General features: G+C 37.6%; 18 protein-coding genes. 4 read left to right on the top strand and 14 right to left on the bottom strand.

All coding sequences use genetic code 11. From position 1 onward, the window contains the following. Positions 1–46 precede the first annotated feature (46 nt). Positions 47–2,500 (bottom strand): molybdopterin-dependent oxidoreductase, encoded by a 2,454-nt coding sequence (locus TH67_RS08155; RefSeq protein ID WP_072595146.1) that lies wholly within the window; start codon positions 2,498–2,500, stop codon positions 47–49. 161 nt (positions 2,501–2,661) lie between these two features. On the opposite strand from TH67_RS08155, the gene TH67_RS08150 reads away from it, so the two are divergent. From TH67_RS08150 to TH67_RS08140, 3 genes are read left to right on the top strand one after another with little or no spacing between them, the layout of a single operon-like run. Then, positions 2,662–2,955: a putative quinol monooxygenase gene (locus TH67_RS08150; RefSeq protein WP_072595145.1), complete on the top strand. Its 294-nt coding sequence runs from the start codon at positions 2,662–2,664 to the stop codon at positions 2,953–2,955. A 32-nt stretch (positions 2,956–2,987) separates the two neighbouring features. Beyond that, positions 2,988–3,209: a hypothetical protein gene (locus TH67_RS08145; RefSeq protein WP_021091847.1), complete on the top strand. Its 222-nt coding sequence runs from the start codon at positions 2,988–2,990 to the stop codon at positions 3,207–3,209. Positions 3,210–3,260: 51 nt separating this feature from the next. Continuing rightward, positions 3,261–4,148, top strand: coding sequence for a hypothetical protein (locus tag TH67_RS08140; RefSeq protein ID WP_072595144.1), 888 nt, complete (start codon positions 3,261–3,263; stop codon positions 4,146–4,148). A gap of 165 nt (positions 4,149–4,313) precedes the next feature. On the opposite strand, the gene TH67_RS08135 is transcribed toward TH67_RS08140, so the two are convergent. From TH67_RS08135 to TH67_RS08105, 7 genes are all read right to left on the bottom strand, one after another. Continuing rightward, positions 4,314–7,052, bottom strand: a complete 2,739-nt coding sequence (locus TH67_RS08135; protein ID WP_072595143.1) for a M16 family metallopeptidase — start codon at positions 7,050–7,052, stop codon at positions 4,314–4,316. A 74-nt stretch (positions 7,053–7,126) separates the two neighbouring features. Continuing rightward, a complete protein-coding gene (locus TH67_RS08130) occupies positions 7,127–7,843 on the bottom strand; it encodes a transporter substrate-binding domain-containing protein (RefSeq protein WP_072595142.1) in 717 nt (238 codons plus the stop codon). 194 nt (positions 7,844–8,037) lie between these two features. After that, positions 8,038–9,990: a methyl-accepting chemotaxis protein gene (locus TH67_RS10880; RefSeq protein ID WP_072595141.1), complete on the bottom strand. Its 1,953-nt coding sequence runs from the start codon at positions 9,988–9,990 to the stop codon at positions 8,038–8,040. A 46-nt stretch (positions 9,991–10,036) separates the two neighbouring features. Then, positions 10,037–10,243, bottom strand: a complete 207-nt coding sequence (locus tag TH67_RS08120) for a hypothetical protein (RefSeq protein WP_072595140.1) — start codon at positions 10,241–10,243, stop codon at positions 10,037–10,039. Positions 10,244–10,371: 128 nt separating this feature from the next. Further along, positions 10,372–11,145 (bottom strand): transporter substrate-binding domain-containing protein, encoded by a 774-nt coding sequence (locus TH67_RS08115; protein ID WP_072595139.1) that lies wholly within the window; start codon positions 11,143–11,145, stop codon positions 10,372–10,374. A gap of 11 nt (positions 11,146–11,156) precedes the next feature. Beyond that, the gene (locus TH67_RS08110; protein ID WP_072595138.1) at positions 11,157–11,885 is read right to left on the bottom strand and encodes an amino acid ABC transporter ATP-binding protein; all 729 of its coding nucleotides are present in this window, start codon (positions 11,883–11,885) and stop codon (positions 11,157–11,159) included. After that, positions 11,878–12,588 carry an amino acid ABC transporter permease gene (locus TH67_RS08105; protein WP_072595137.1) on the bottom strand — a complete coding sequence of 237 codons (711 nt, stop codon included), beginning with the start codon at positions 12,586–12,588 and terminating at the stop codon, positions 11,878–11,880. The genes TH67_RS08110 and TH67_RS08105 overlap by 8 nt, the downstream gene beginning before the upstream one ends. 150 nt (positions 12,589–12,738) lie before the next feature. Between TH67_RS08105 and putP the strand changes: the two genes are divergently transcribed. After that, the gene (putP, locus tag TH67_RS08100) at positions 12,739–14,226 is read left to right on the top strand and encodes a sodium/proline symporter PutP (protein ID WP_072595136.1); all 1,488 of its coding nucleotides are present in this window, start codon (positions 12,739–12,741) and stop codon (positions 14,224–14,226) included. 58 nt (positions 14,227–14,284) lie between these two features. Here the strand turns inward: putP and mnmC are convergent, their stop codons facing one another. From mnmC to TH67_RS08070, 6 genes are read right to left on the bottom strand one after another with little or no spacing between them, the layout of a single operon-like run. Then, positions 14,285–16,153: a bifunctional tRNA (5-methylaminomethyl-2-thiouridine)(34)-methyltransferase MnmD/FAD-dependent 5-carboxymethylaminomethyl-2-thiouridine(34) oxidoreductase MnmC gene (mnmC, locus tag TH67_RS08095; RefSeq protein WP_072595135.1), complete on the bottom strand. Its 1,869-nt coding sequence runs from the start codon at positions 16,151–16,153 to the stop codon at positions 14,285–14,287. After that, positions 16,150–17,592 carry an N-acetylmuramoyl-L-alanine amidase family protein gene (locus tag TH67_RS08090; RefSeq protein ID WP_072595134.1) on the bottom strand — a complete coding sequence of 481 codons (1,443 nt, stop codon included), beginning with the start codon at positions 17,590–17,592 and terminating at the stop codon, positions 16,150–16,152. Before TH67_RS08090 ends, mnmC begins: the two co-directional genes overlap by 4 nt. Further along, on the bottom strand, positions 17,589–18,680 hold the full coding sequence (locus TH67_RS08085) for a nitronate monooxygenase (protein ID WP_021091713.1): 1,092 nt from the start codon (positions 18,678–18,680) through the stop codon (positions 17,589–17,591). Before TH67_RS08085 ends, TH67_RS08090 begins: the two co-directional genes overlap by 4 nt. After that, positions 18,681–19,886 (bottom strand): tyrosine--tRNA ligase, encoded by a 1,206-nt coding sequence (tyrS, locus tag TH67_RS08080; RefSeq protein ID WP_072595133.1) that lies wholly within the window; start codon positions 19,884–19,886, stop codon positions 18,681–18,683. A gap of 10 nt (positions 19,887–19,896) precedes the next feature. Next, positions 19,897–22,086 carry a RelA/SpoT family protein gene (locus TH67_RS08075; RefSeq protein WP_072595132.1) on the bottom strand — a complete coding sequence of 730 codons (2,190 nt, stop codon included), beginning with the start codon at positions 22,084–22,086 and terminating at the stop codon, positions 19,897–19,899. After that, positions 22,073–22,288: a DNA-directed RNA polymerase subunit omega gene (locus tag TH67_RS08070; protein WP_021091717.1), complete on the bottom strand. Its 216-nt coding sequence runs from the start codon at positions 22,286–22,288 to the stop codon at positions 22,073–22,075. Before TH67_RS08070 ends, TH67_RS08075 begins: the two co-directional genes overlap by 14 nt.

The raw sequence follows: 22,288 nt of genomic DNA, 5'->3' as shown, positions 1-22,288 counted from the left end.
AATTTTTTAAAGCTTAGAAGCTATCCATTTAAGGATAGCTTCTATTTTATGCGTGCATTACACCGATCTTTGGTGCGTCAAATGCAGTTACACGCTTTGGCACGCCTTTAAATTTCTCGACATTCACAAGGCTTGTGTGAGCGGTGTTGCTCTGGCTCATCTTGCTTGATGGTACGTCTTTTGTGAGCACATTTAAATTTCCGTGCAAGCAAAGGCTCTTTTCACCCGGTTTTTCAGGGTCATACCAAGCACCTTCGCTTACTATCACGACATTTTGTGGCACATCCTCAGTTACAAATGCACCGCACAAAATTTCGCCTCTATCATTAAACACGCGCACCACGTCGCCCATCTTTATCCCTCTAGCCTCGGCTGTTTTTGGATTTATTAGCACTGGCTCACGCTCTGCGATCTCGTTAAAGTTGCGAAGCACGGAGTTATTTAGCTGTGAGTGAAGCCTAAATTTAGAGTGCGCGCCGCTGATTGCGATAGGGTATTTTTTATTTTTTGCGCCAAGCCACTCAAATGGCTCAAGCCAAGCTGCATGCGGTGGGCAGTCATCATAGCCAAAGCCAGCAACCGTCTCAGAGTAAATTTCTATCTTGCCAGATGGCGTTTTTAACGGATTTGCCACTGGATCGTCGCGGAATTTCTTGTAGTTTGTAAAGTAGCGTTTTTTCTCATCGATCTTGTCAAATCTAAAATATCCCTTCTCCCAAAATTCCTCAAAGCTAGGCATGCTCTCATACCCAAGCTCAGCAGCCTTTTTAACGGCATCTTCATATATTGTCTTGACCCACTCTAGCTCACTTTTACCCTCGCTAAATGCCTCTTCCCTGCCCCACTCTTTGGCGATCAGCCTTGCGATCTCGAAGTCACTCTTACTCTCGCCAAATGGCTTAACTAGTGGCTTCATCGCAAATAGATACTCGCTCGTTGAATTTGCCATCTCGATGTCTGTTCGCTCGTATTCAAGCGCAGCTGGCAAGACGATGTCGCTAAATTTAGCTGTACTTGTCCAAAACGGCTCGCAAGTGATGATAGCATTAACGTTTCGCATAGCTTTTATCGCTCTGTTTGCGTCAGGATGCCTTGTAAAAGTTGAGCCATTTGCGTTAAACATCACTCTAATCTTTGGTAGTTTGTAGCTCTTGCCATTTCTTGTTATCTCCTTGCCTGGCTTAAGAAGTGCGTCTATGAGCCTTGAGTTTGGCATTTCGTAGCCCTTTGTCTTTGGCACTAAGCCACTATCAATAAATTTTTGTGGCACCTTCGTCTCAAAAGCTGCTAGTTTAGGTGCTATGAAGCTCTCATCAGCATTTTTGTGCATACCGTCATTTGTGACAAAGCCACAACCCTCTTTACCGATGTGTCCAAGCATCGCATTTAGCGTCACAAGCGCCCAGTACGCCATCTCACCGTGATCTTGTCTTTGAATGGCGTAGCCACTAATTATCACTGAATCATTTTTAGCTAGATCCTCGCTAAATTTCGCAAGATCTTGCTCGCTCACACCACAAATTTTGCTTGCCCAAGCTAGGTTTTTATTGACCCCGTCAGTTTTACCAAGCATATACTCTTTAAATTTATCAAAGCCAACTGTGTATTTTTCTATAAATTCTTTGCTGTAAAGTCCCTTTTCAAAAAGGTAGTTACACATACCTATCATCATCGCCGTATCGGTGCAAGGTACGACTTCAAGGTATTTTGAGTCAAAGTATTTTGCGCTATCGTTGTGATAAACGTCAACGCTATAAATTTTCATCTCGCCACTCGCGCCTTTTTTTCTGATCTCATCATAGTATTTATATGAGTTGTGAAGCGGCACGCCAATGGCGATCTTGTTTGAAACTACTGGGTTTGTGCCCCAAAATACGATCGTTTTGGCGTTTTTTAAGATCGCCTCCCACTTTGTTGGCGCTAGCGCAGGATCGACGAAGCCAGTGACGTGAGGCATGATGACAGTCGCTGCGCCGTATGAGTAGCCACCTAGCTCATTTACGTAGCCGCCAAGCACGTTAAGTAGCCTTTTTGCGGTCTTTTGGCTGTGGCCAACTTTGCCAAGGCTACCCCACTGATAAACCTGTCCATAGATCGCTTCAGCACCGTATTTATCAAAATTTTCTTTTAAAATTTTTGCACTTAGCTTTATAGCCTCGTCCCAGCTCACACGCACAAATTCCTCTTTGCCGCGAAGCTCTGGTTTTGGGTTGTTTGGATTGGCTAAAAAGCTCTTTCTAACAAATGGATATTTTACTCTGCTCTCATTTTGGATGTAGTCAATGACTGCGTTATTTAGTTCGTTTGGATAAGCATCGCCCTCAAATGGCACGGTCTCAACCACGCGCCCTGCGATAGTTCTTACGTAAAATGGGCCAAATTTATTTGCGCTTAGTCCGCTTTGTTTGTCAAATAACGCTTGCTCTGCGCTTCCAAGCTCTTTTGCTTGAAGGCTAGCCGCGCCTAATGCGCTTAATCTTAAAAAGTCTCGTCTTTTCATTTTCTCTCCGATTTTGGTTAAATTTATTGTTTTTGATTGGTTTTAGAAATTATAAATTTATGGTTTTGTATCATTTCATCGTTTAAAGGCCTTGTAATGTAATACGCAAACTTGCGTCTAAATTGCGCTATTTTAGCCAAAAATTTTTAAAGGATGGGCAGATGATTGGATTTTATGTAAATGTAAAGTTAAAAGCTGGATGTGAAGCAAAATTTGAAAAAATTTTAAAAGAGATCGTGCCAGCTTCAAGAAAAGATAAAGGCTGCATAAGCTACGAGTGTGGCATAGTTGCGGGTGGTAAAAACGAATACTGCTTTATGGAGATTTGGGAAGATATTGCAAGCCAAAAAGAGCATATGAAAAGCGCTCATATGGTGAAAAATGCAGCTGCGCTGGAGGCTTGCAAAGAGAGCCAAGAGGTAAAAATAGTAAATTTTGTGAGCGTAAAGGAATAATATTTGCTTTAAAAAGGGCAAAATCCACAAAAATGAGCGAAGAAAAAATGCTTGAGATGATAAATGCGACTGCTGATATTATATTTATGGCCGTACTTAGGGGACGAGTGAGCTTTGAGGCTTGCAAAAAAGATAGAGAATTTATCGACTCTTTAAGAGAAGAGCTACTTGGCAAAAATCCAAATAAATTTAAAATCGCCCAAAACTCATACCAAATGATCGCCATTTTTGAAAAATACCGCAATAAAAAATAATCCACTTAAAATTTAAATCTACTTGCCGATATTGTGTTAAAGGATTTTGACATGATAAACACGCTAAATGGATTTAATCAAAGCTTTAACTACCAAGACGCTTTTAGTAAGCGCCAAGCCACAAACGCAAAATTAGATAAAGTAGAAATTCCCGCCAAAACTGCGGACATCAAGCATCTACCTCTCTCTGGCTACTCATCAAATGATAAAATTTCTATCTGGGGCAAGATAAATGGCCTTGATAGTGGGGCGAGCAAAGATGAAATCTTTAGCCTTAAAAATTTCATTGATAGCACGAAGCTTTGGAGGTTAAATTCCATCATCACTAGCGAGAAAAACGGCTTTAGTGTAGATGAGTTCATCAAAAACCACAAAATGAGCATAAATAACAAAATAACCAATAATGCTTTTGGCGCTCTTTATCTAAGCCGTGAGGCTACAAATTTGCTAGACTCTGATCTAAATATCGATGAGTTTAAAGATAAATGGCTGGAATTTACCGCCGAAAGGATACTTGGCGAGCACGCAAATGTAAAAATTTCTTTTAAAGACGGAGCTTTACATTACGAGCAAAGCTCGGATAAAAAACGTATAGAATTCTTGGGTCAGCCTATGTTGCACCGTGTAAGCTACGCTGATAAAAACAGCAAAGATGAGTTTTTAAAATTTCTAAAAACAAGTTATGAAAAGGGCGAGAGCATCGCCGATGTGCTCCAAAATATCGCTCTTACGCTAGTTAGAGAAAATGGCGATGAAGAGATAGAAGAAGAGAAATTTAAGCCTATGCAAGTTACCAAAAAGAGCGTGACCTACACGGATAAAGATATAAAACGTGAGTTTTTTGAGGAATTTATCATACGCGAGGTCGAAAATGGAGCGAGCTTTGATGATCTAGTGCAAAAGCTAAACAAGCTAAAGCCAAAGGACATTCTCGCTTAGCTTTGGCTTTAGGCTGAAATTTTAGGGCTGGCTTGGCTCTTTAAATTTCTACTTAGATTTGAATTTAAAAAGCCAATTAGCCAACTAATTTAAAAAGCTAGCTTATCTTAATAAATTTTACTCGCGTTTAAATTTTAAGAGCCAGCCAGCTTGACTCCCAAATTTCTACTTTGGATTATTTATACTTATCACCATATTTTTTTCATCGAGATATAGCCTAGCAGCCTCTTTGATATCATCATTGTTCACCGCATCCACGGCCTTTATATACTCATCTGTAGTATAAAGCGGTGTGTTATAAATTTTATTTGAGATGATGAGCTTTTGCCAAAACTCAGGCTTTTCGTAATCTTTTTTTATAGAAATTTCACTCTGTGCCTTAAAATCCTCCAAATGCTTTGGCAAGATCGCACCACTACTCTTGATGCTAGCTATTATCTGCTTTATCTCAGTGATGATCTTGTCTGTATTTGCAGGATCGCATGTAAAGCTAATTAGCATATCTGAATGCTCAAAAGGATAGCGTGAGAGCTTGGCATTTAGGCTAAAGCCGTATGTTTGACCCTTATCTTCCCTGATCTGCTCACGAAGCGCTGTTTTTAAAATTTCACTTAAAGCCCTTAGCCTAATCGCTCCTTCAAAGCTATATTTCGCATCGAAATTTACAATATCTACGCTCACGTCACTTCTTTTTGAGGTCTGATACTCCCTTTTAAAGGTGTGCTGCCCCTTGATACTTCGCACGCCATCGTCTTTAAATTCTTCAGCCTCGCCAAGCTTTGGTAAAGTGGCGATATACTTTTTAATAAGTGGCAAAAGCCTCTCTTCGTCGGTATCGCCGATGATTACAAAAGTATATGAGGCTGCATTTGTAAATTTATCTTTGATGATCTCTTTTAGCTCATTTAGCTTTAGCGCATCGATATCAGCCATCTCAAGCGGCGCAACACGTTTATTGTTTTCATAAAAAAACTTACTAAATTCGGTACTAAATTTATATTCAGGCAAATTTTGCTTTTTGCTTAGCTCATCCTTTGCTCTTTGCTTTATCCTCTCAAGCACGTTTGCATCGGCTCTTGGAGTATTAAATTCTAAATTTATAATAGCTAGCAGCGAGCTAAGATCGCTTGTACTTGATGAGCCATAAATGCCTTGCGTGAGTGCTTCTATACCCTTTTCATAGCTTACGATCTTTCCATTTAGTGCCTTTGAGAGCTCATAGTTGTTAAATTTACCAACGCCGCTTTCATTTGTAAGTGCCACTGCAAAGCTACCAAACTTTGGATCAGCCAAATTTGATGTGCCTCCTTTGCTGACGGCTGCAAACAAAACGCTATCTTTTTTAGTGGCTAGTGGCTTAAAGATAACTTGCGAGCCATTTTGCATTTTGTAGGTATAAATTCCATTTTTTTCATCAAAGCTTCTTGAGTTTATCTCTTTTGGCTCTAAATTTTCATTGCCTAGACTCTTGTCGTTATTGCTACCAGATAGGCTTGTGTTATAAGCAGGCGCTTTGGCAAAAAGCTTTAAAAACTCATCTTTGCTAAGCCTAAAGCCATCTTTGCTAAAAATTCTTACACGTTCATCAGAAATGGCCAAAATTTGCCTAAATCTAGCATTCACGTCAGCTAGCGTAATCTCGTTTAATAGCTTTAAACTAAGCTCTTTTTCATCTTCATCGCTTAACACAAAGCCACCATTTTCTATCATGTTTAGGGTTTGCCCTGCATAAGCGCTTGACTTTTTAGTCTTTGAACGTTTAAATTTTGCATCTACATTTGCCACAAACGCCTTTTTTACATCTTCAAAATCATCTTTATTAAAGCCAAACTCTTTAATACCTTTTATAACGCCAAGCATATCTTTAAGGCTTGCGTTAAAATCGCCTCCAAGCACATTTGTTTCAAAACTATAAATTTTCTGCTTTGCTTGAAGTGTTTGAGCTATAAAATCAGTACTTAAATTTGATGAATTATTTGCATTTTTTTGCTCATAAAGCATATTTATTAGGCTTGCGATAAGTGCGTCTTCTAGATTTCTCTTTGCGTCAGCCTCATTTAAAACTGGGCTAAATTTATCAAAATAGCTAAGTCTAACTAGCTCCATTCCAGTTTCATTCGAGTCATAGTTAAAAATATTTAAACCACTTTTAAAGCTGATATTTTTTTCTGGATGAATGTAAGAATTTGTATTTTTTGCTTGGCTAAAGTTTTTTTCGATTAAGCTTTTTATCTCATTTTTATCAAAGTCGCCAACAGCAACAAAGCTCATAAATCTTGGCTGATAAAGCCTCTCATAAAATTCTTGCATGTGCTTAGCATCTACACTTTTGATGACATTCATATCGCCTATTGGCACTCTTTTTAGATAGATACTGCCCTCAAAAATATCCTTTGTTTGAGCCAAATAAAGCCTATACCTTGGCGTATTTCTCTGACGCTCCTCTTCCATTATGACGCCACGCTCCTTATCAAGCTCCTTAGGATCGATTTTAACGCCATCTATCCAATTCGAAAAGACCTTAAACGTATCTTGTAAATTTTTCTCATTTACATTAATCGTTAAGACATAACTCGTCTGATCGTAGCTCGTCTGCGCGTTTAGATCAGCTCCAAATTTCACACCAAGGCTCTCAAGCTGCTTAATGAGCTCGTTTTTGCTAAAATCACGGCTGCCATTAAATGCCATGTGCTCCAAAAAGTGAGCAAGACCTTGCTCGCCATCTTTTTCATCAGTTGAACCAGAATTTATAACAAGATAAAAAATAGCTGTTTTTTGTGGAAATTTATTCTCTTTGATATAGTATTTTAGCCCGTTTTTTAGCTCTCCATTTAACATATCTTTATCGTTTTGAAGCGCAAAAAGACTCATTACTAGGCAAAAAAGCAACAAAATTTTTCTCATTATTTTCCTTTTAAATTTTAATCGATAGACAAAGCAGAATTTAGCATAAGCCTGCAAATTTGCAGGCTAGAAGATTATTTTAGATCGTATTTTTTAAGTAAAAATTCGTAGCCTCCGTCTTTTTTCATATCATCTAAAATTTGATTTATTTTCTCTATTAACGCGCTCTCTTTTCCTTTATCAAATGCTATTGAAAAGCCCTCGCTACCATCAACTTCTTTGAAAAACGCTTCAAGTTCTGGATTTTTCTTGATAAAGCCATATCCGATAGAGCTATCAAGGATGACTGCGTCAAATTTGCCAACTTTTAATCCCATGATAAGTGGCACAGTATCCTCTGAAGGCACTACTTTTACGCCATTTATAGCATTTGCTGCTAGCTCTTGGACGGTACCTTGTTGCACGCCAACTCTTTTGCCAGCTAGCTCTTCTTTAGCTTTTAGTGCGTCATTACCTTTTTTCTTTAGGTAGAGATTTTCAGTTAGATAGTATGGCTTTGTAAAATCAATCGATTTTAATCTATCTGAAGTCGCACTCATCGCACTTATTATGCCATTTATTTTGCCAGCTTTAAGCGCTGGGATAAGGCCATCAAAACTCATATTTATGATCTTATATGAAAAGCCTGCACGCTTTGAAATTTCATCAATTAACTCGATATCAAAGCCTGTTATTTTGTTGTTCTCATCGATATATTCAAATGGCGGGTAGTTCGCCGCTGTGCCAAATTTTAGCTCGTTTGCACAAAGAGCAACAAAAGCTGTGAGTAAAAGAGCAAAGATCTTTTTCATAATAGTGTCCTTTAAGGTGATTTAGTGGCTTAATTATCAGTATTTCTCTATTAAAAATTGTTTAAATCCGTAATAAAAGAAAAATGCTATAAATAATCGTATAGCAAAGTAGCATATAAATTTTTATAGATAAATTCTATCCCTTAATTATCTTAAGGGATAGAATAATAGGAGCTCTAAGAGTAAGTCAAAGATTAAAATTTACTTTTTCTAACTTCGTTTACTATCGCCTTAGCCATGTCATCAACATCAGATGTTACTTCATTTGCTTTATTGACAATTACTACATTTTCTTTTGTAAGTGTGTCTATTTGAGCAACTGATTGATTTATCATATTGATTCCTTCACTTTGCTCTTTTATAGATTCACTCATTTCATTGATTGATTGAGCTAGTACGTTTGTATTTGCTTCGATCTCTGTTAGAGATTTTTGAGTTCTTTCAGCTAGTTTTCTAACCTCATCTGCAACAACCGCAAAGCCTCTACCATGTTCTCCTGCACGTGCTGCCTCGATTGCAGCATTAAGAGCTAGTAAATTTGTTTGATCAGCTATATCTCTAATAATAGTTATGATGTTTTTAATCTCATCACTTTGTCTAATAACATCAGATGTTTTTTGAGATATTGCATTCATTGAGCTTGACATTTGCTCTACTGCGGCAGCAGACTCTTGAAGTGAGCTTGCTTGTACATTTGCGCCTTGAGTTAGTTCTTTCATTGACTGACTTAAAGACTCAGCCTTTTCTTCTAGCACATGGGCTTGATCTAAATTTGCCCTTAACATCTTGGCTATCTCTTCACCAAGAGCATTTATACCAACCGCCATTTTGCCATCATCTTCAAGCCTTTTAGTAAAGTCTTGTTTTTTAAAGCTTTCTAGTAGATTTAACACGTCATCGCCATTTGCTGCGATAGCATTTTTAAGTGCGATTTGTAAGTCTTTGAAAGTTTGTTTTAGCTGGCTAAGTGCAGGATTTGAAGTGTCTGCATTGAGTTGAGCTACGTAGTTGCCTTTACCGATTTGATTTACAAATGTATTAGCCTCTTTGATGAAATTATTTTGTTCAGATAAATTTGCCTCGATTTGTTTGATATTCTCATTTATCAGCGCACTCATCTGTCCGATCTCGTCGCTACCGCTACGATCTAAAAATTCAGCCTTATTAGATTTATAATTTAAGAAGTCAAAAAATCTAACTAAGCCATTTTTAGTCTGATCTATACCAGAGATCAGGTTTTTACCTATTAATGTAGATACTAGCAACATAAGCAAAATACAAATCGCAATCACAATAGAACTTATAATAAGTTCGGTATTTGCATCACCCTTAATACGTCTTGCATCTTTTTGCATATTATCAAGTAGTTTAAGTTCAAGCTCTCTCATTGCATCTATCGTAACACTTATCTTTGAAAACCAACTCGCTGCATCATAAGATACATCTTCAGTGGCAACTACATTTTTAATAATATTCATAGCATCTACAAAATCAGCCTTTTTTCTAGCGATAGCGTCAAATTCATCGCTAAATTCTTTTGGATTGTATTCGTCAAAATCCTGCATAAATTTATTTATAACGCTATTTAGTGCAACTACCTTGTTATAGTCCTCTTTACTTATGCTCTTTTTAGTAAAAACACCATTTAGAGTAGCACGTAAAATACCAAAAGACTCTTTTATCTCACCGACAATAATGATACGCTTTAGATCATCTACCAAGCTAGGCTCGAGCTTATCACTATAGCTATTTATAGTAACAACCTCTTTTCTTAGTATTTTTGTTATGCGTCCGATTAGATTATCACCGCTCTTTTGATCTACGCCTGAGCGAATACTATTTAATTCTGGAGTTATTTCATTTTTTTCGTCAAGCTTTTCAAGTGTTGCATCTACATTTTTTCGTTGAGCTATAAGCTTTGTATTGTCTCCTCCAGCTAGTACGCCTGAGCTAAATCCGCGCTCTTTTTGCATCTCGTGGATAAAAGCGTTTTGATTTATTATCGTATCTACTATCTTCTCACTGTACTCAGCTTTTGCACGAGTTTCCATGATGCCATTTAGCATGTATGCACCCATTATGCCAAATCCAATAAGACTAACGACAACTATCGCCATAATCTTAAATTTAATACCTAGATTATTCATTTTCTCTCCTTTTAGTTTTTCTTAATATCTGCTTCAAAAAATAAAGTCATACGACTTTAATACTTAAAAATTTATCAACCAAAAAATACTTTTGGTTATTTTTATAAAAAATATCAATTAACGCATTTATGTAAAATTTTAATTTATATTTAGCTTTATTAAATAGTAGAAATTTTTTAACTAAATTGTGATACATGCAAATAGAAAATAGCACATTTAAAATAAATGCCGTTCTCATCCTGAGAAGCTTCATTTTTTCTCCTTGAAAATAGTTAAGTCATTTTATTAATTTTACTTTTAAAAGATGTTAAATTTTAAAAATTAGAAAAAAGTGAGTTTTTGCAGAGAATTCCTGCTTCTCTGCAAATTTTGTATTTAGATTTATTTCTTTAATCCATATTTATCTAGCATTTTGTCAAATTCGCCAGATTTTTGTAGCTCATCGATCGCTGCGTCTATCTTTTTGATAAGCTCAGTGTGTTTGCCTTTATCAAACGCCATTGCAAATCCTTCCGTGCCATCAGGAACTCTTAAAAATTCTTCTAAATCTGGATTTTGTTTTAAATATTCAACCCCTATCGGACTATCAGTTAGTACAACATCGATTTTACCAGCGTTTAGTGACATGATAGCAGCTGCTACATTTTCAGCAGGTATCGATTTAGTGGTTATGCTTTTGGCTGCTTCTTCTTGCAATGTTCCAACTTGAGCTGAAATTTTCTTATCTTTAAGGTTGTCTTTATTTACATCTGAGCCTTTTTTGCGGATAAATAAATTTTCTGAAAAATAATATGGCTTGGTGAAATCAACCGATTTTCTTCTCTCATCAGTTGCACTCATTCCGCTTATAGCAATATCGATTTTACCGGTTTTTAATGCTGATATCAGTCCATCAAAGCTCATATTTGCAACATCAAATTTTATCCCAGTTTTTTTGGTGATCTCGTCTAATAAATCTATCTCAAAGCCAACAATTTTATTGTTTTCATCAAGATATTCAAAAGGTGGATAATCAGCACTAGAGCCAACTTTATAAACTACATTTTTACTAGCTTCTTCGGCATTATTTACTGCATTTTTTTTGTTAGCGTCATCGCCACAACCTAGTAAAAATAAAACCAAGCTTGCCATCAAAAATTTTAAAATTTTACTCATTTTCTACTCCTTTAATGATTTAAAATTTTGCCTAAAAACTCTTTTAAGCGCTCATGTTGCGGATTTGTAAAGACATTTTTCGGTGTATCATCAACTGCGATTTTGCCTTTATCCATAAAGAAAATTCTATTTGCCACATTTCTTGCAAAGCCCATCTCATGGGTCACCACAAGCATCGTTATGCCCCTTGCGGCAACATCTTTCATAATATCAAGCACCTCTCCGATCATCTCAGGATCAAGCGCACTTGTCGGCTCGTCAAAAAGTATCACTTCTGGCTCCATCGCTAGGCTTCTAGCGATCGCGATACGTTGCTTCTGTCCGCCTGATAGTTTGTGCGGATAGGCAAATTTCTTATCACTTAGCCCAACACTTTTTAGCAACTCATCGGCTCTTTTTTCTGCACTTGCTTTATCTAAAATTCCCGCTTTTATAGGGGCTAGAGTTAAATTTTGCAAGACGTTTTTATTTGCAAAAAGATTAAAGTGCTGAAAAACCATGCTCACTTTTTGGCGAATTTTATTTATATCTGATTTTTTATCTAAAATATCTTCGCCATTTATCTTTATGTGCCCGCTATCTGGCTCCTCAAGGCGGTTTATACAACGTAAAAACGTACTTTTACCGCCACCACTTGGACCAATTATCGCTATAACTTCACCCTTTTTTATATCTACGCTAATATCATTTAAAACTCGCAAATCGCCATAACTTTTATTTAAATTTTTAATCTCAATCATGGCGGTTTAATCTCCTCTCAAGTAGTTTTGTCAAAAGTGTAAAAAATTTAACACTCACATAATAGACAATGCCTGTAAAAATGACTGGCTCTGGACTATAAAAGACCGCTTGCAAGCTCTTACTTTGCATCGTAATATCAACGACACTTATATAACCCACGACTGATGTCTCTTTAAATAACGATATAAACTCATTTGCAAGAGCTGGCAAGATATTTTTTGTAGCTTGTGGAAAAACTATCTCGCGCATCGAAACATAGTAGTTTAGGCCCATCGCACGAGCCGCTTCCATTTGTCCTTTATCCACGCTGTTTATGCCACTTCGCACGATCTCGGCCACATAAGCAGAGCTATTTAGTCCAAGTGCGATGAGAGCTACATAAAAATTATCACTCCATGTTGCAAAAATGACAACTGAAAATATTAAAAGTTGAAGTATTACAGGTGTTCCACGTAAGATATCGATATATTCATCAATTATAAAATCTAAGACTTTAATATTTAAAAATTTAATAAACGCCAAGGTAAATCCAAGTGTTATGCCTATGGCAATACCACCTATCGTAAGTCCTAAAGTCACTCCGTAACTTTTGATATAAGCGATCTCTTGAGCCTCACTAAGATCTCTTGGATAGAAAAAATATGCTCCAAGTGAAACGATAATTATAAAAAATAGAAATTTAGCTAAATTTTGAGCCTTCAACTTCGTCCTTCTCTTTAAAATATGGCTTTAAATAATACGAAAAAATTTATATCATTTTGCTTAAAAGCGTTTAAGGATCGGCGCCGAATGTTGTAATTTAAAAAAATTTATATTAACATAAGCCATTTATCTTAATTTGAAAGGAAATTTATGAGCTTTGGGTCTTATTTAGCCATCGCCATCTATTTTGGCTTTTTGCTCTTTATCGGACGATATTTCTACGATAAAAATGCAAGTATGAACGAATATCTGCTAGATAACCGTCGAATGGGTCCAGTAGTTACTGCACTTAGTGCTGGTGCTTCTGATATGAGTGGTTGGATGCTACTTGGCGTGCCCGGAGCATTATACGCAACTGGCATAGCAAATGTGTGGATGATAATCGGTCTTATTATTGGAGCTTACTGCAACTATCTATTTTTAGCAAAGAGGCTTAGAATTTATACTGAGGTTGCGAGTGATAGCATCACAATACCAGACTTTTTAGAAAATCGCTTTAAAGATAGGACTAAAATTTTAAGAATCATCTCTGGTCTTATTATTTTGATCTTTTTCACACTTTATGTAAGTAGCGGCATCATCGCTGGTGGAAAGACATTTGAGAGCTTTTTTGGTTTAAAATTTGCCTATGGAGCGGTCTTTACACTTGTTATCGTGGTCTTTTACACATTTTTTGGTGGATTTAAAGCAGTTAGTATAACTGACGCATTTCAGGGGCTTTTAATGTTTTGTGTCCTAGTCTCGATCCCAGTCGTGGCATATCTAAATTTAGACTTGCCAAGCGATACAAATTTGATAAAGGAGATAAGCAAGCTTGATGCAAATCACCTAAATCCATTTAGAGATCAAACTTTTTGGGGAATTTTAGGACTTATGGCTTGGGGATTTGGCTATTTTGGTCAGCCACACATCATTGTTAGATTTATGGCGATACGTGATTCAAAAGAGCTTGCCAAAGCAAGAAGAATAGGCATTGGTTGGATGAGCATTGGGTTACTTGGTGCGATTATGAGCGGACTTATCGGCTTTGTCTACTTTAGTCAAAGAGGCGGACTTAGCGATCCTGAGACTGTATTTTTAAAGCTTGGCGAGTTACTTTTCCCACCATTTTTTATAGGTATTATCATCTCAGCTGTGCTTTCAGCGATCATGAGTACTATCTCAAGTCAGCTTTTAGTTACGTCTAGCTCAGTAACAAAGGACTTTATCTTTGCATTCTATAAAAAAGAGATTAGTCAAAATACACAAACAGCGATCAGTCGCTATGCTGTTGTAGTAGTGGCCATAGTTGCTACTATACTTGCCTTTATCTCGACAGACAATGTCCTAAACGTAGTTGGCAACGCTTGGGCTGGATTTGGTGCGAGCTTTGGACCAGTGCTACTTTTTAGCCTCTACTGGAAGCGCATGAGTGCACTTGGAGCACTCGCTGGCATGATAGCTGGAGGTGCGACAGTAATATTTTGGATCACTTCAGGGCTAAACACTTACGTTTATGAAATTTTACCTGGCATCATAGCTTCTTGTATAGCAATCATTAGCGTAAGTATCTGGGGCGATGCGATAAATAAAATGACGAGCGAACCTCACGAGCAAGTCATAAAAGATGAATTTGAAAAGATGAAAACAAGGCTTTAAGCCTAAACTTACAAGAAATTCCTAGTATCTTGTGCTAGGAATTTCTGCTAATTGCCTCTTAAAGTTTTAATCCCTTTTTTAGTTTTCTTATCAAAAATCTAGCTGGATGAAGCTCGTGAAATAGTGATCTTTCTATACAAAGTGGGCGATCAAGTACAAGATCAGCTATCAAATTTGCTCCAAGTATCGCTGTACAAAGACCTCGTGAGCCATGAGCAAAATTTACAAAGACATTTTTTTCGTAGCTTGCTTTTGGATTGTTATCTTTATTTTTGCTCCAAAATAGCCCTTTGTAGTTTTGCTTGTAAAATTCTTCGTCATGCAAGGCGCCAATTATCGGAAACCTGTCTCCACTATAACTTCGGTAGCCTACTTTTGCACCGATAATTGTTACTTTTTTGATGTCAAAAAACTCGCTTACATCGCTTAAATTTTTAGTATTATCCTCAACTTTAGGCGTATCACAAATTTCATTTCTGGCATAAGTTGCACCGATAACTTGCACGCCTTTTATGGTTGGACAGATGTAGCCTTTTGCGCTTAGCGGCAGGACATTTTTTAGCACTGGTTTTAGGTGCGTGACTTGGCCTCGGACACTGCTTATTTGCATATCGTAGTCCTTAAAAATTTCACTGCTCTTACTGCCAGTGCAAAAGATTAAAATATCGGTCTCTAAATTTTTACCATTTTTAAATTTAACGCTGATCTTGCCATTTTGAAGGTGCTCTCTGCTCTCGTACTCATGGTTAAATAAAATTTCAAAGTTGCTTGAGAGAAATTTACAAATTTCTCTTGGCCTAGCGTATGCACCATCTTTTATAAATATCCCAGGATATGGCTTTAAGTTCTCATCAAATTTAAAAATATCCTCTACGCTTTGAGTTTGCCACGAGGCGTATCTTTTAATAAGCTCATCATCAAATGCGTAGTCTATGCAGCCACTAAATTTAATAAGGCTTTCTGGCAAAGTCGCCTTGTAAAATCTCACTGCTTGCAAAAATGCGTTTAAATGCATGCGGCCTAAATTTACCCCAGGCTTCGTAACTAATGGCATCAAAGCACCACAGTGATTGCCTGAGCCATTTGTAGCCACTTCACCCTTTGCCTCGGCGATCACCACTTTAAAGCCATTTTTGGCTAGCTCGCCAGCTGTTGCAAGTCCAGCCACGCCAGCTCCTATGATAAGCGCTGTTTTGCCTTTTACGCTAGAGGCTGGCTCGCATCTCGCAAACCAAGCATCCTTTAAATTTTCATCCGTTTTCTCTAGCACGGCGCTACTCATCTGGCGTTTTCTAGCGTAACCCTCTTTTAGGCTTAGCAAAAAGCCAGCGCTCTTTAGCCCATCTTTTACTATTTTTGCACACGAGTAGGTTCTAGCAATCGTGCCAACCTTGCTTAGTCTTGCGATCTGCCTAAAAATTTCTTCGCTCCAGATCGAGTCATTTTTACTTGGAGCAAAGCCATCTAGAAACCAGATGTCAGCGCTAAAATCAAGCTCAGGTAAAATTTCTTTAGCCTCGCCGTAGCAAAGATCAAGTGTGATATTTGGGGCAAAATTTATACGGTGTATGCCCTCAATAAGAGGTGGATAGAGCGAGACCAGCTTTTTAGCATAAGCTTTAAAAATGCCTAAATTTTCATAAATTTTTAAAATATCTTCTTTTTTAATAGGGCTTTTTTCGATGCTAACAAAGTGAAGTTTTTTAGAACTATTTTTAAATTTCTTACAAAGTGTAAAGAAATTTAGCCCAGCACCAAAGCCGGTCTCAGCGACTATAAAGCTATCTTTGCTCTGCCAAATTTCATCAAGTGCGCTTGCAAAGACAAATTCGCTCTCAAGCCAAGGTTTGTCGGTATTGAAATATATATCGCCAAACTCCTCGTTAAATGGAATTTGTCCCTTGAAGCTTAAATTTGCATTTTTCATCTATTTTTTGCAAAATATCCGTCAATGCCGTTTGCAATACCATTTGCAAGAGCGTTTTGATAGGCATCATTAAAGAGCTTTTCACCCTCGACTGGATGCGTGATATAGCCGATCTCAACAAGAACTGCTGGCATAAGAGCACCAACAAGTACCCAAAACGGCGCCTCTCTCACACTGCCATCACTTGCAGCATAGACCTTTCTAGCACTTGCTAAAATTTCTTTTTGGATATCAATGCCAAACTTATTTGACGCGATAATCTTCTCGCGGTTTAGTACGTTTAGAAATGTCTGCTGCGAAAAGTAGTTCATCTCTTCGATATCTGATTTGTTCTCAAGCGCAGCCGCGTTTTTACTACGTTCACTTCTTGCAGGCGATAAGAAAAATGTCTCAATGCCGTGCATGCTCTTTGCCTTTGTGGCATTTGGAGCAGCATTTGCGTGAATGGAAACAAATAGATCGGCCATCTTATCATTTGCAAATTTTGTTCTTGTTCTTAAATTTATAAAGACATCGGTTGATCTAGTAAAATAGACCTTATAGCCACGCGCTTTTAGTATATCGCCAAGCTTTTTGGCTACACCTAAAACTGCTGTTTTTTCCTGAAGCTTGCCATTTACTGCACCTGGATCAGTGCCGCCATGACCCGGATCGATGACGATCGTTTTGTTGCGTGAAAATTTACCAGTCGCAACTGGTGGCAAAGGTGCTGCCACTGGCTCACTTTGTGCAGGCTGAGGCTTTAAATTTGGCTCAGGCTCTTTGTGTGGCACTTCTTCATTTTTGTTTTTAGTTTTATGAAGTGGTGCTTTTACATTTTCGTTTGAGATAAAATTTTGAGCGCTGATTACAAGCAGATCACCTGTTGCATTTGCTTTTATAGTCTTTTGGGCCTTATCAGAAAAAATAACTCTAACAGTATTTTTATCATACTGCGAGATGTGAATGTAATCAGATATGAAATTTTTATAAGTTAGCGAATTGCCATTTAATCTACCATCAATATCCATAATGTTTTTATATGTATTTTGCTGCTTCAAAAAGGATGTTTTTAGTTTTGCGGTATCGATTTTTGTATTAAACTTAAGCACTAAAGTGTCATTTACCTTGGTTGCACTAAGCAGCGTCAAAGTAGCGATGCTAGGCGTGCTAGCGCTCTTTACGCCATTTAGTGCATTTAGATCTTTTATATACCCACTTGAATCAAAACCAAGCGATTTCGAGCTGGTTATGAGTCTTGTGAGTGCTTGTTTTTTTATATTTTTATCGTTTTTTATAATCGCGTCGACATAGATGTCTTTTATATCGTTGTGAAATTTAATCTTTGCACTTCTGCTTGAGCTGGCAAAATTTTTATCAAATTTTGCAAATATCTCTGAATTTGTCGCAGCAAAAAGAAAATTACAAACAATAAAAAAGAGGATTATCGCTCGTTTCATTCACCATGTACCAGCTTGTGCATTAACTCTTTTACACTTATTAGCTCTTTTAGTTTATACCCGTTTGCTCCAGTGAAAAATAACCCTGTCTCTTTTTTGCCACTAAATGAGTCAAACAGCCTATCAGCGATGCAATATCCAACCTCTTTAGCCCCTTTGCCCCTTTGACAAGGGCTCACGCAGTTGCTTATACACTGGATCTTTGGTCCCATCCTTTTTTCTACCAAATTTATCAAATTTGTTCTAATCCCACGAGCCGGATAGCCAACTGGACTTTTTATAAGCTCTATGTCCTTTTCCTCGGCTGCTAGTATCACCTCTTTAAAGCCAATATCCGCGTCGCACTCATGAGTTCCGATGAAGCGTGTACCCATTTGAACGCCGTCTGCTCCTAGCGATATTGCCTTTTCTATATCATTTTTATCCCAAATTCCACCAGCTGCGATGAGCGGAAAGTCGCCCCACTCTTTTATCTCGGCCTTTACTTGTGGGATTAGATTAAATAGTGAAAACTCAGGATCAAGGCACTGCTCGTATGTAAAGCCCTGGTGTCCGCCGCTTAGTGGTCCTTCAAGCACAACTGCATCTGGCAAGCGATCATATCTTTGTAGCCAACGTTTGCAGATGATCTTTAGTGCTTTTGCACTTGAGATAATAGGAACTAGCGCGACTTCTTTAAAATTTTGTGTAAATTCTGGCAAATTTGTAGGTAGTCCAGCACCTGACACGATGATATTTATACCGGCTTCACAAGCATCTTTTACAACTCTTGCATAGTCGTTTGCAGCATACATTATATTTACGCCAAGTGGCAAATCTCCACAAATTTTTCGTGCATTCTCAATAATTGCTCTAAGACCTCTTGTTGAGTAGAAATTTTCACTTCCAAATGGCTTTGCATTTAGCTCTTTGTTTATAAATTTACGATTTTCATAATATCCTGTGCCAACTGAGCTGATTATTCCAAGACCGCCTTCAAGGCTGACGTTGCCAGCTAGTTTGTCCCAGCTGATACCAAGTCCCATACCGCCTTGAAATATCGGATACTTTATCTCATATTTTCCTATTTTTAATGGCTTTAACTCCATCTATTCAACCTTTACTTTTGCAAATTTACGCTTTCCGACTTGCAAGATATATTCACCTGCCTCTAATTTTAACTGCTCATCACCGATCTTTTCTTGATTAATGCTAACCGCATTTGCCTTTATGTCGCGTCTTGCTTGAGAATTTGACTCACTTAACTCACACTGCGATAAAGCTTCCACGATCCAAACTGGTGCTTTTAAGCTAAATTCTTTTATATCGGTTGGGAGCTGATTTTGAGAGTGCACGCTGTTAAACTCAGCCATCGCAGCTTTTGCAGCCTCCTCGCCGTGATACCTTGCTGTTATCTCGTACGCAAGGTTCTCTTTTGCTTTTTTTGGATGATACTTGCCGTTTTTTACGTCGTTCATTAAATTTTCTATCTCGCCAAGGCTTTTTGTACTTAAAAGCTCGTACCAACGCCACATTAGCTCATCGCTTATACTAAGCGTTTTTGCAAACATATCATTTGCGTTTTCGGTTACGCCGATGTAGTTTCCAAGGCTCTTGCTCATCTTATTTACACCATCAAGCCCCTCAAGAAGTGGCATCATGATTACAGCTTGCTCTTTGCCGACGTTATATGTTCTCTGCAAGGTTCTACCCATTAGAAGGTTAAATTTCTGATCCGTACCGCCCATCTCGATATCGCACTTCATCGCAACGCTATCATAACCTTGGAGAAGTGGATACATAAATTCACAAATTGAAATTGGACTGCCAGATTTTATCCTTTTTTCAAAATCATCGCGCTCTAGCATTCTAGCGACTGAAAATGTGCTAGTTAACTCTATCATTCCAGCAGCTCCTAGCTCATTTGACCATTTTGAGTTAAACATTATCAAGGTCTTTTTTGGATCTAAAATTTTAAAAACTTGCTCTTCGTAGGTTTTAGCGTTTTTTAAAACCGTCTCTTGATCTAGCTTTTTTCTGGTGGCTGATTTGCCAGTTGGATCGCCTATTTGAGCAGTGAAGTCACCTATCAAAAACTGCACGATCGCACCATGCTTTTGAAGTAGTGCCATCTTGCTTAAAACGACTGTGTGACCTAAGTGAAGGTCTGGAGCAGTTGGATCAAAGCCAGCCTTTACATAGAAATTTTCACCTTTTTCATAATAATTTTTTATTAAGCTTTCAACTCTTTCAAAGTCAATAATTTCGGCAACACCGCGTTTTATCTCTTGTAAAATTTCAGCTATATCTTGCATTATCTTTCTCCTAGTTGTGGTATGGATCGCTTTGCGAAACGAAATCTATAATCTTATATCTATCTTTGATCTTCTCTCTTAGCTCGTTTGCATCGATGTTTTCAGCTATCTCAACACTTATCTCAAATGTGTCACCGCTAAGGTCATTTGCTTCATTTAGCGAGATTGTAGCCAAATTTACATCTAGTCTAGCAAGATATGTTAAAAATTCAGCCAACGCGCCTTTTCGGTTCTCAAGATTTAATAAAATTTTATATCTATGTGGGGCATTTCTAGTCCATTTGACAAAGATAATCTCATTGCCCTTATCCATAAGTTTCCCGGCACGCTCACAAAGTTTGTGATGCACTGTCACATTGTGCCCATTTTTAAAGCCAACTATACTATCGCCTCTTTTTGGGTTACAACAATAGTCAAACTCGACATTTGAAATTTTATGATTTGAATAGATTACGATATTTTCAAATTTCTGCTTTTTAACCTGATATTTGTCGCCCAAAGAGATCATAAACGGACGCTCTTTTTTTATATACTTTTTAAGCATATTTACGACCTCTTGCAAAAAATCGCTTTCAGTTGCAGCACGAAAAACTTTTTTGCCTAAATTTTCATGCTCTATCCAGTCTAAAATTCTATCTTTCGAAACGCCAAAAACCGACTTTAAAATATCAACTGCGATTTTATAATTTATATCTTTTATCTTTTGCTTGCAGTATGTCCTTATCGTAGCTCTTGCTTTACCAGTTCGAACGCTATTTATCCATGAACAGCGAAATTTTGCCTCTTCGCCAGTTACGATCCTTACAATATCGCCGTTTTTTAGCTCCGTTAAAAGTGGCATCCTGACGCGATTTATATAAGCTTCTTTTGCATAAAGGCCTATCTCTGTGTGAATCTCATAAGCATAGTCTAATGCTGTAGCGCCGCGCGGAAGCGTAAATACCTCACCCTTTGGTGAATAAACAGCGATATCCTCGATGTATAGGCTATCTTTTGCATACTCATAAAGCTCCTCGACGTTACTTTCAGCTTCATTATTTTGCATACCAATGTCGTTTAGCCAGTCAAGTTTTGGATTAAGTAAACTGCCCTCGCCGTTTTTGTATTTCCAGTGAGCTGCGACACCGTATTCGGCGGTTTTGTGCATATCGTAAGTACGAACTTGTGCCTCAAAAATACTCTTATTATCAAAAATAGTTGTATGTATCGTTTGATAACCATTTTGCTTTGGAAGTGCAATATAATCCTTAAATCTCGAAATAAGAGGATTAAAATTTATATGCAAATTTCCAAGCGCAAGGTAGCAATCAAGCGGCTTTTGCACAAGAATTCTAATAGCTAGCAAATCAAGTACCTCTTCAATCGAAATACCTTTTCTTTGCATTTTTAAATAAATCGAATAGTAATGCTTTATACGTTTTTGTATCTCAAAAGTACCCTCAATAAAGCCGTTTTCAAGCAAAATTTGATTTACTTTCTCGTAAAAAGCATTTAGTTTAAGGCTAAGCTGCTGCTTATTTTTATTTAAAAAGCTATCGATCTTGGCGTATTCTTCTGGCATCGCATATTTAAAGCTTAGATCTTCAAGCATATTTTTAATCGATGAAATTCCAAGCCTATGAGCGATCGGAGCATAGACCATAAGCGTCTCTTCAGCGATGCGTTTTTGTTTTTCTACTTTTAATGCATCAAGGGTTAGCATATTATGAAGTCTGTCACAAAGCTTAACCACAAGAACTCTAACATCTTCAATGGAGATTAAAAGCATTTTTCTAAAGGTTAGTGCCGAGCTTGCTAGTTTTTCGTTACTACTTGAGCTTGCAAGCTTATTTTCTCTTATAGCAACTATCTTCGTAAGCCCTTCAACCAGCTTTGCCACTTCATCGCCAAATTTAGCCTGGACTTCGCTAAGTGTAACTTCAGTATCTTCAACCACATCGTGAAGTAGTGCAGCTATGACCATACTCTCGTCTCCGCCCATATTTGCTACTATTGATGCTACCAAGATAGGATGGATTGCGTATGGCTCGCCACTTTTGCGGTATTGACCAGCATGAGATGTGACGCAGCTATCTATAGCTTTGTCTAATTTCTCGCTTCGTTCGCAAAGGGAAAAGAGCAGCGTTATAGCTTCTGAAACATTTTTACAAGGTAAAATTTGTTCTATTAGCTGCTCTAAAAAAAGACTATTTTCCTTCAACTATTGCCTCTAAGCCTATTTTGCCCTCAGCTACTTCAAGTAGTGCAATGTCAGCAAATTTCATCTTTGAAGTATCGGCTTCTACAAGCACTACTGCTCCATTTGCTAATGCTTCTGCACGCTTTGCTACGATAAGTGAAAGTTTATATCTATCATCACCAACTTGTTTTAACGCTCTTGCTGTTATTTGTTCTGTTCTCAT

It is taken from the genome of Campylobacter concisus (assembly GCF_001891085.1).
Classification (GTDB): domain Bacteria; phylum Campylobacterota; class Campylobacteria; order Campylobacterales; family Campylobacteraceae; genus Campylobacter_A; species Campylobacter_A concisus_O.
The sequence above is the reverse complement of the archived record's forward strand: the minus strand, read 5'-3'. Positions and strand labels throughout refer to the sequence as shown.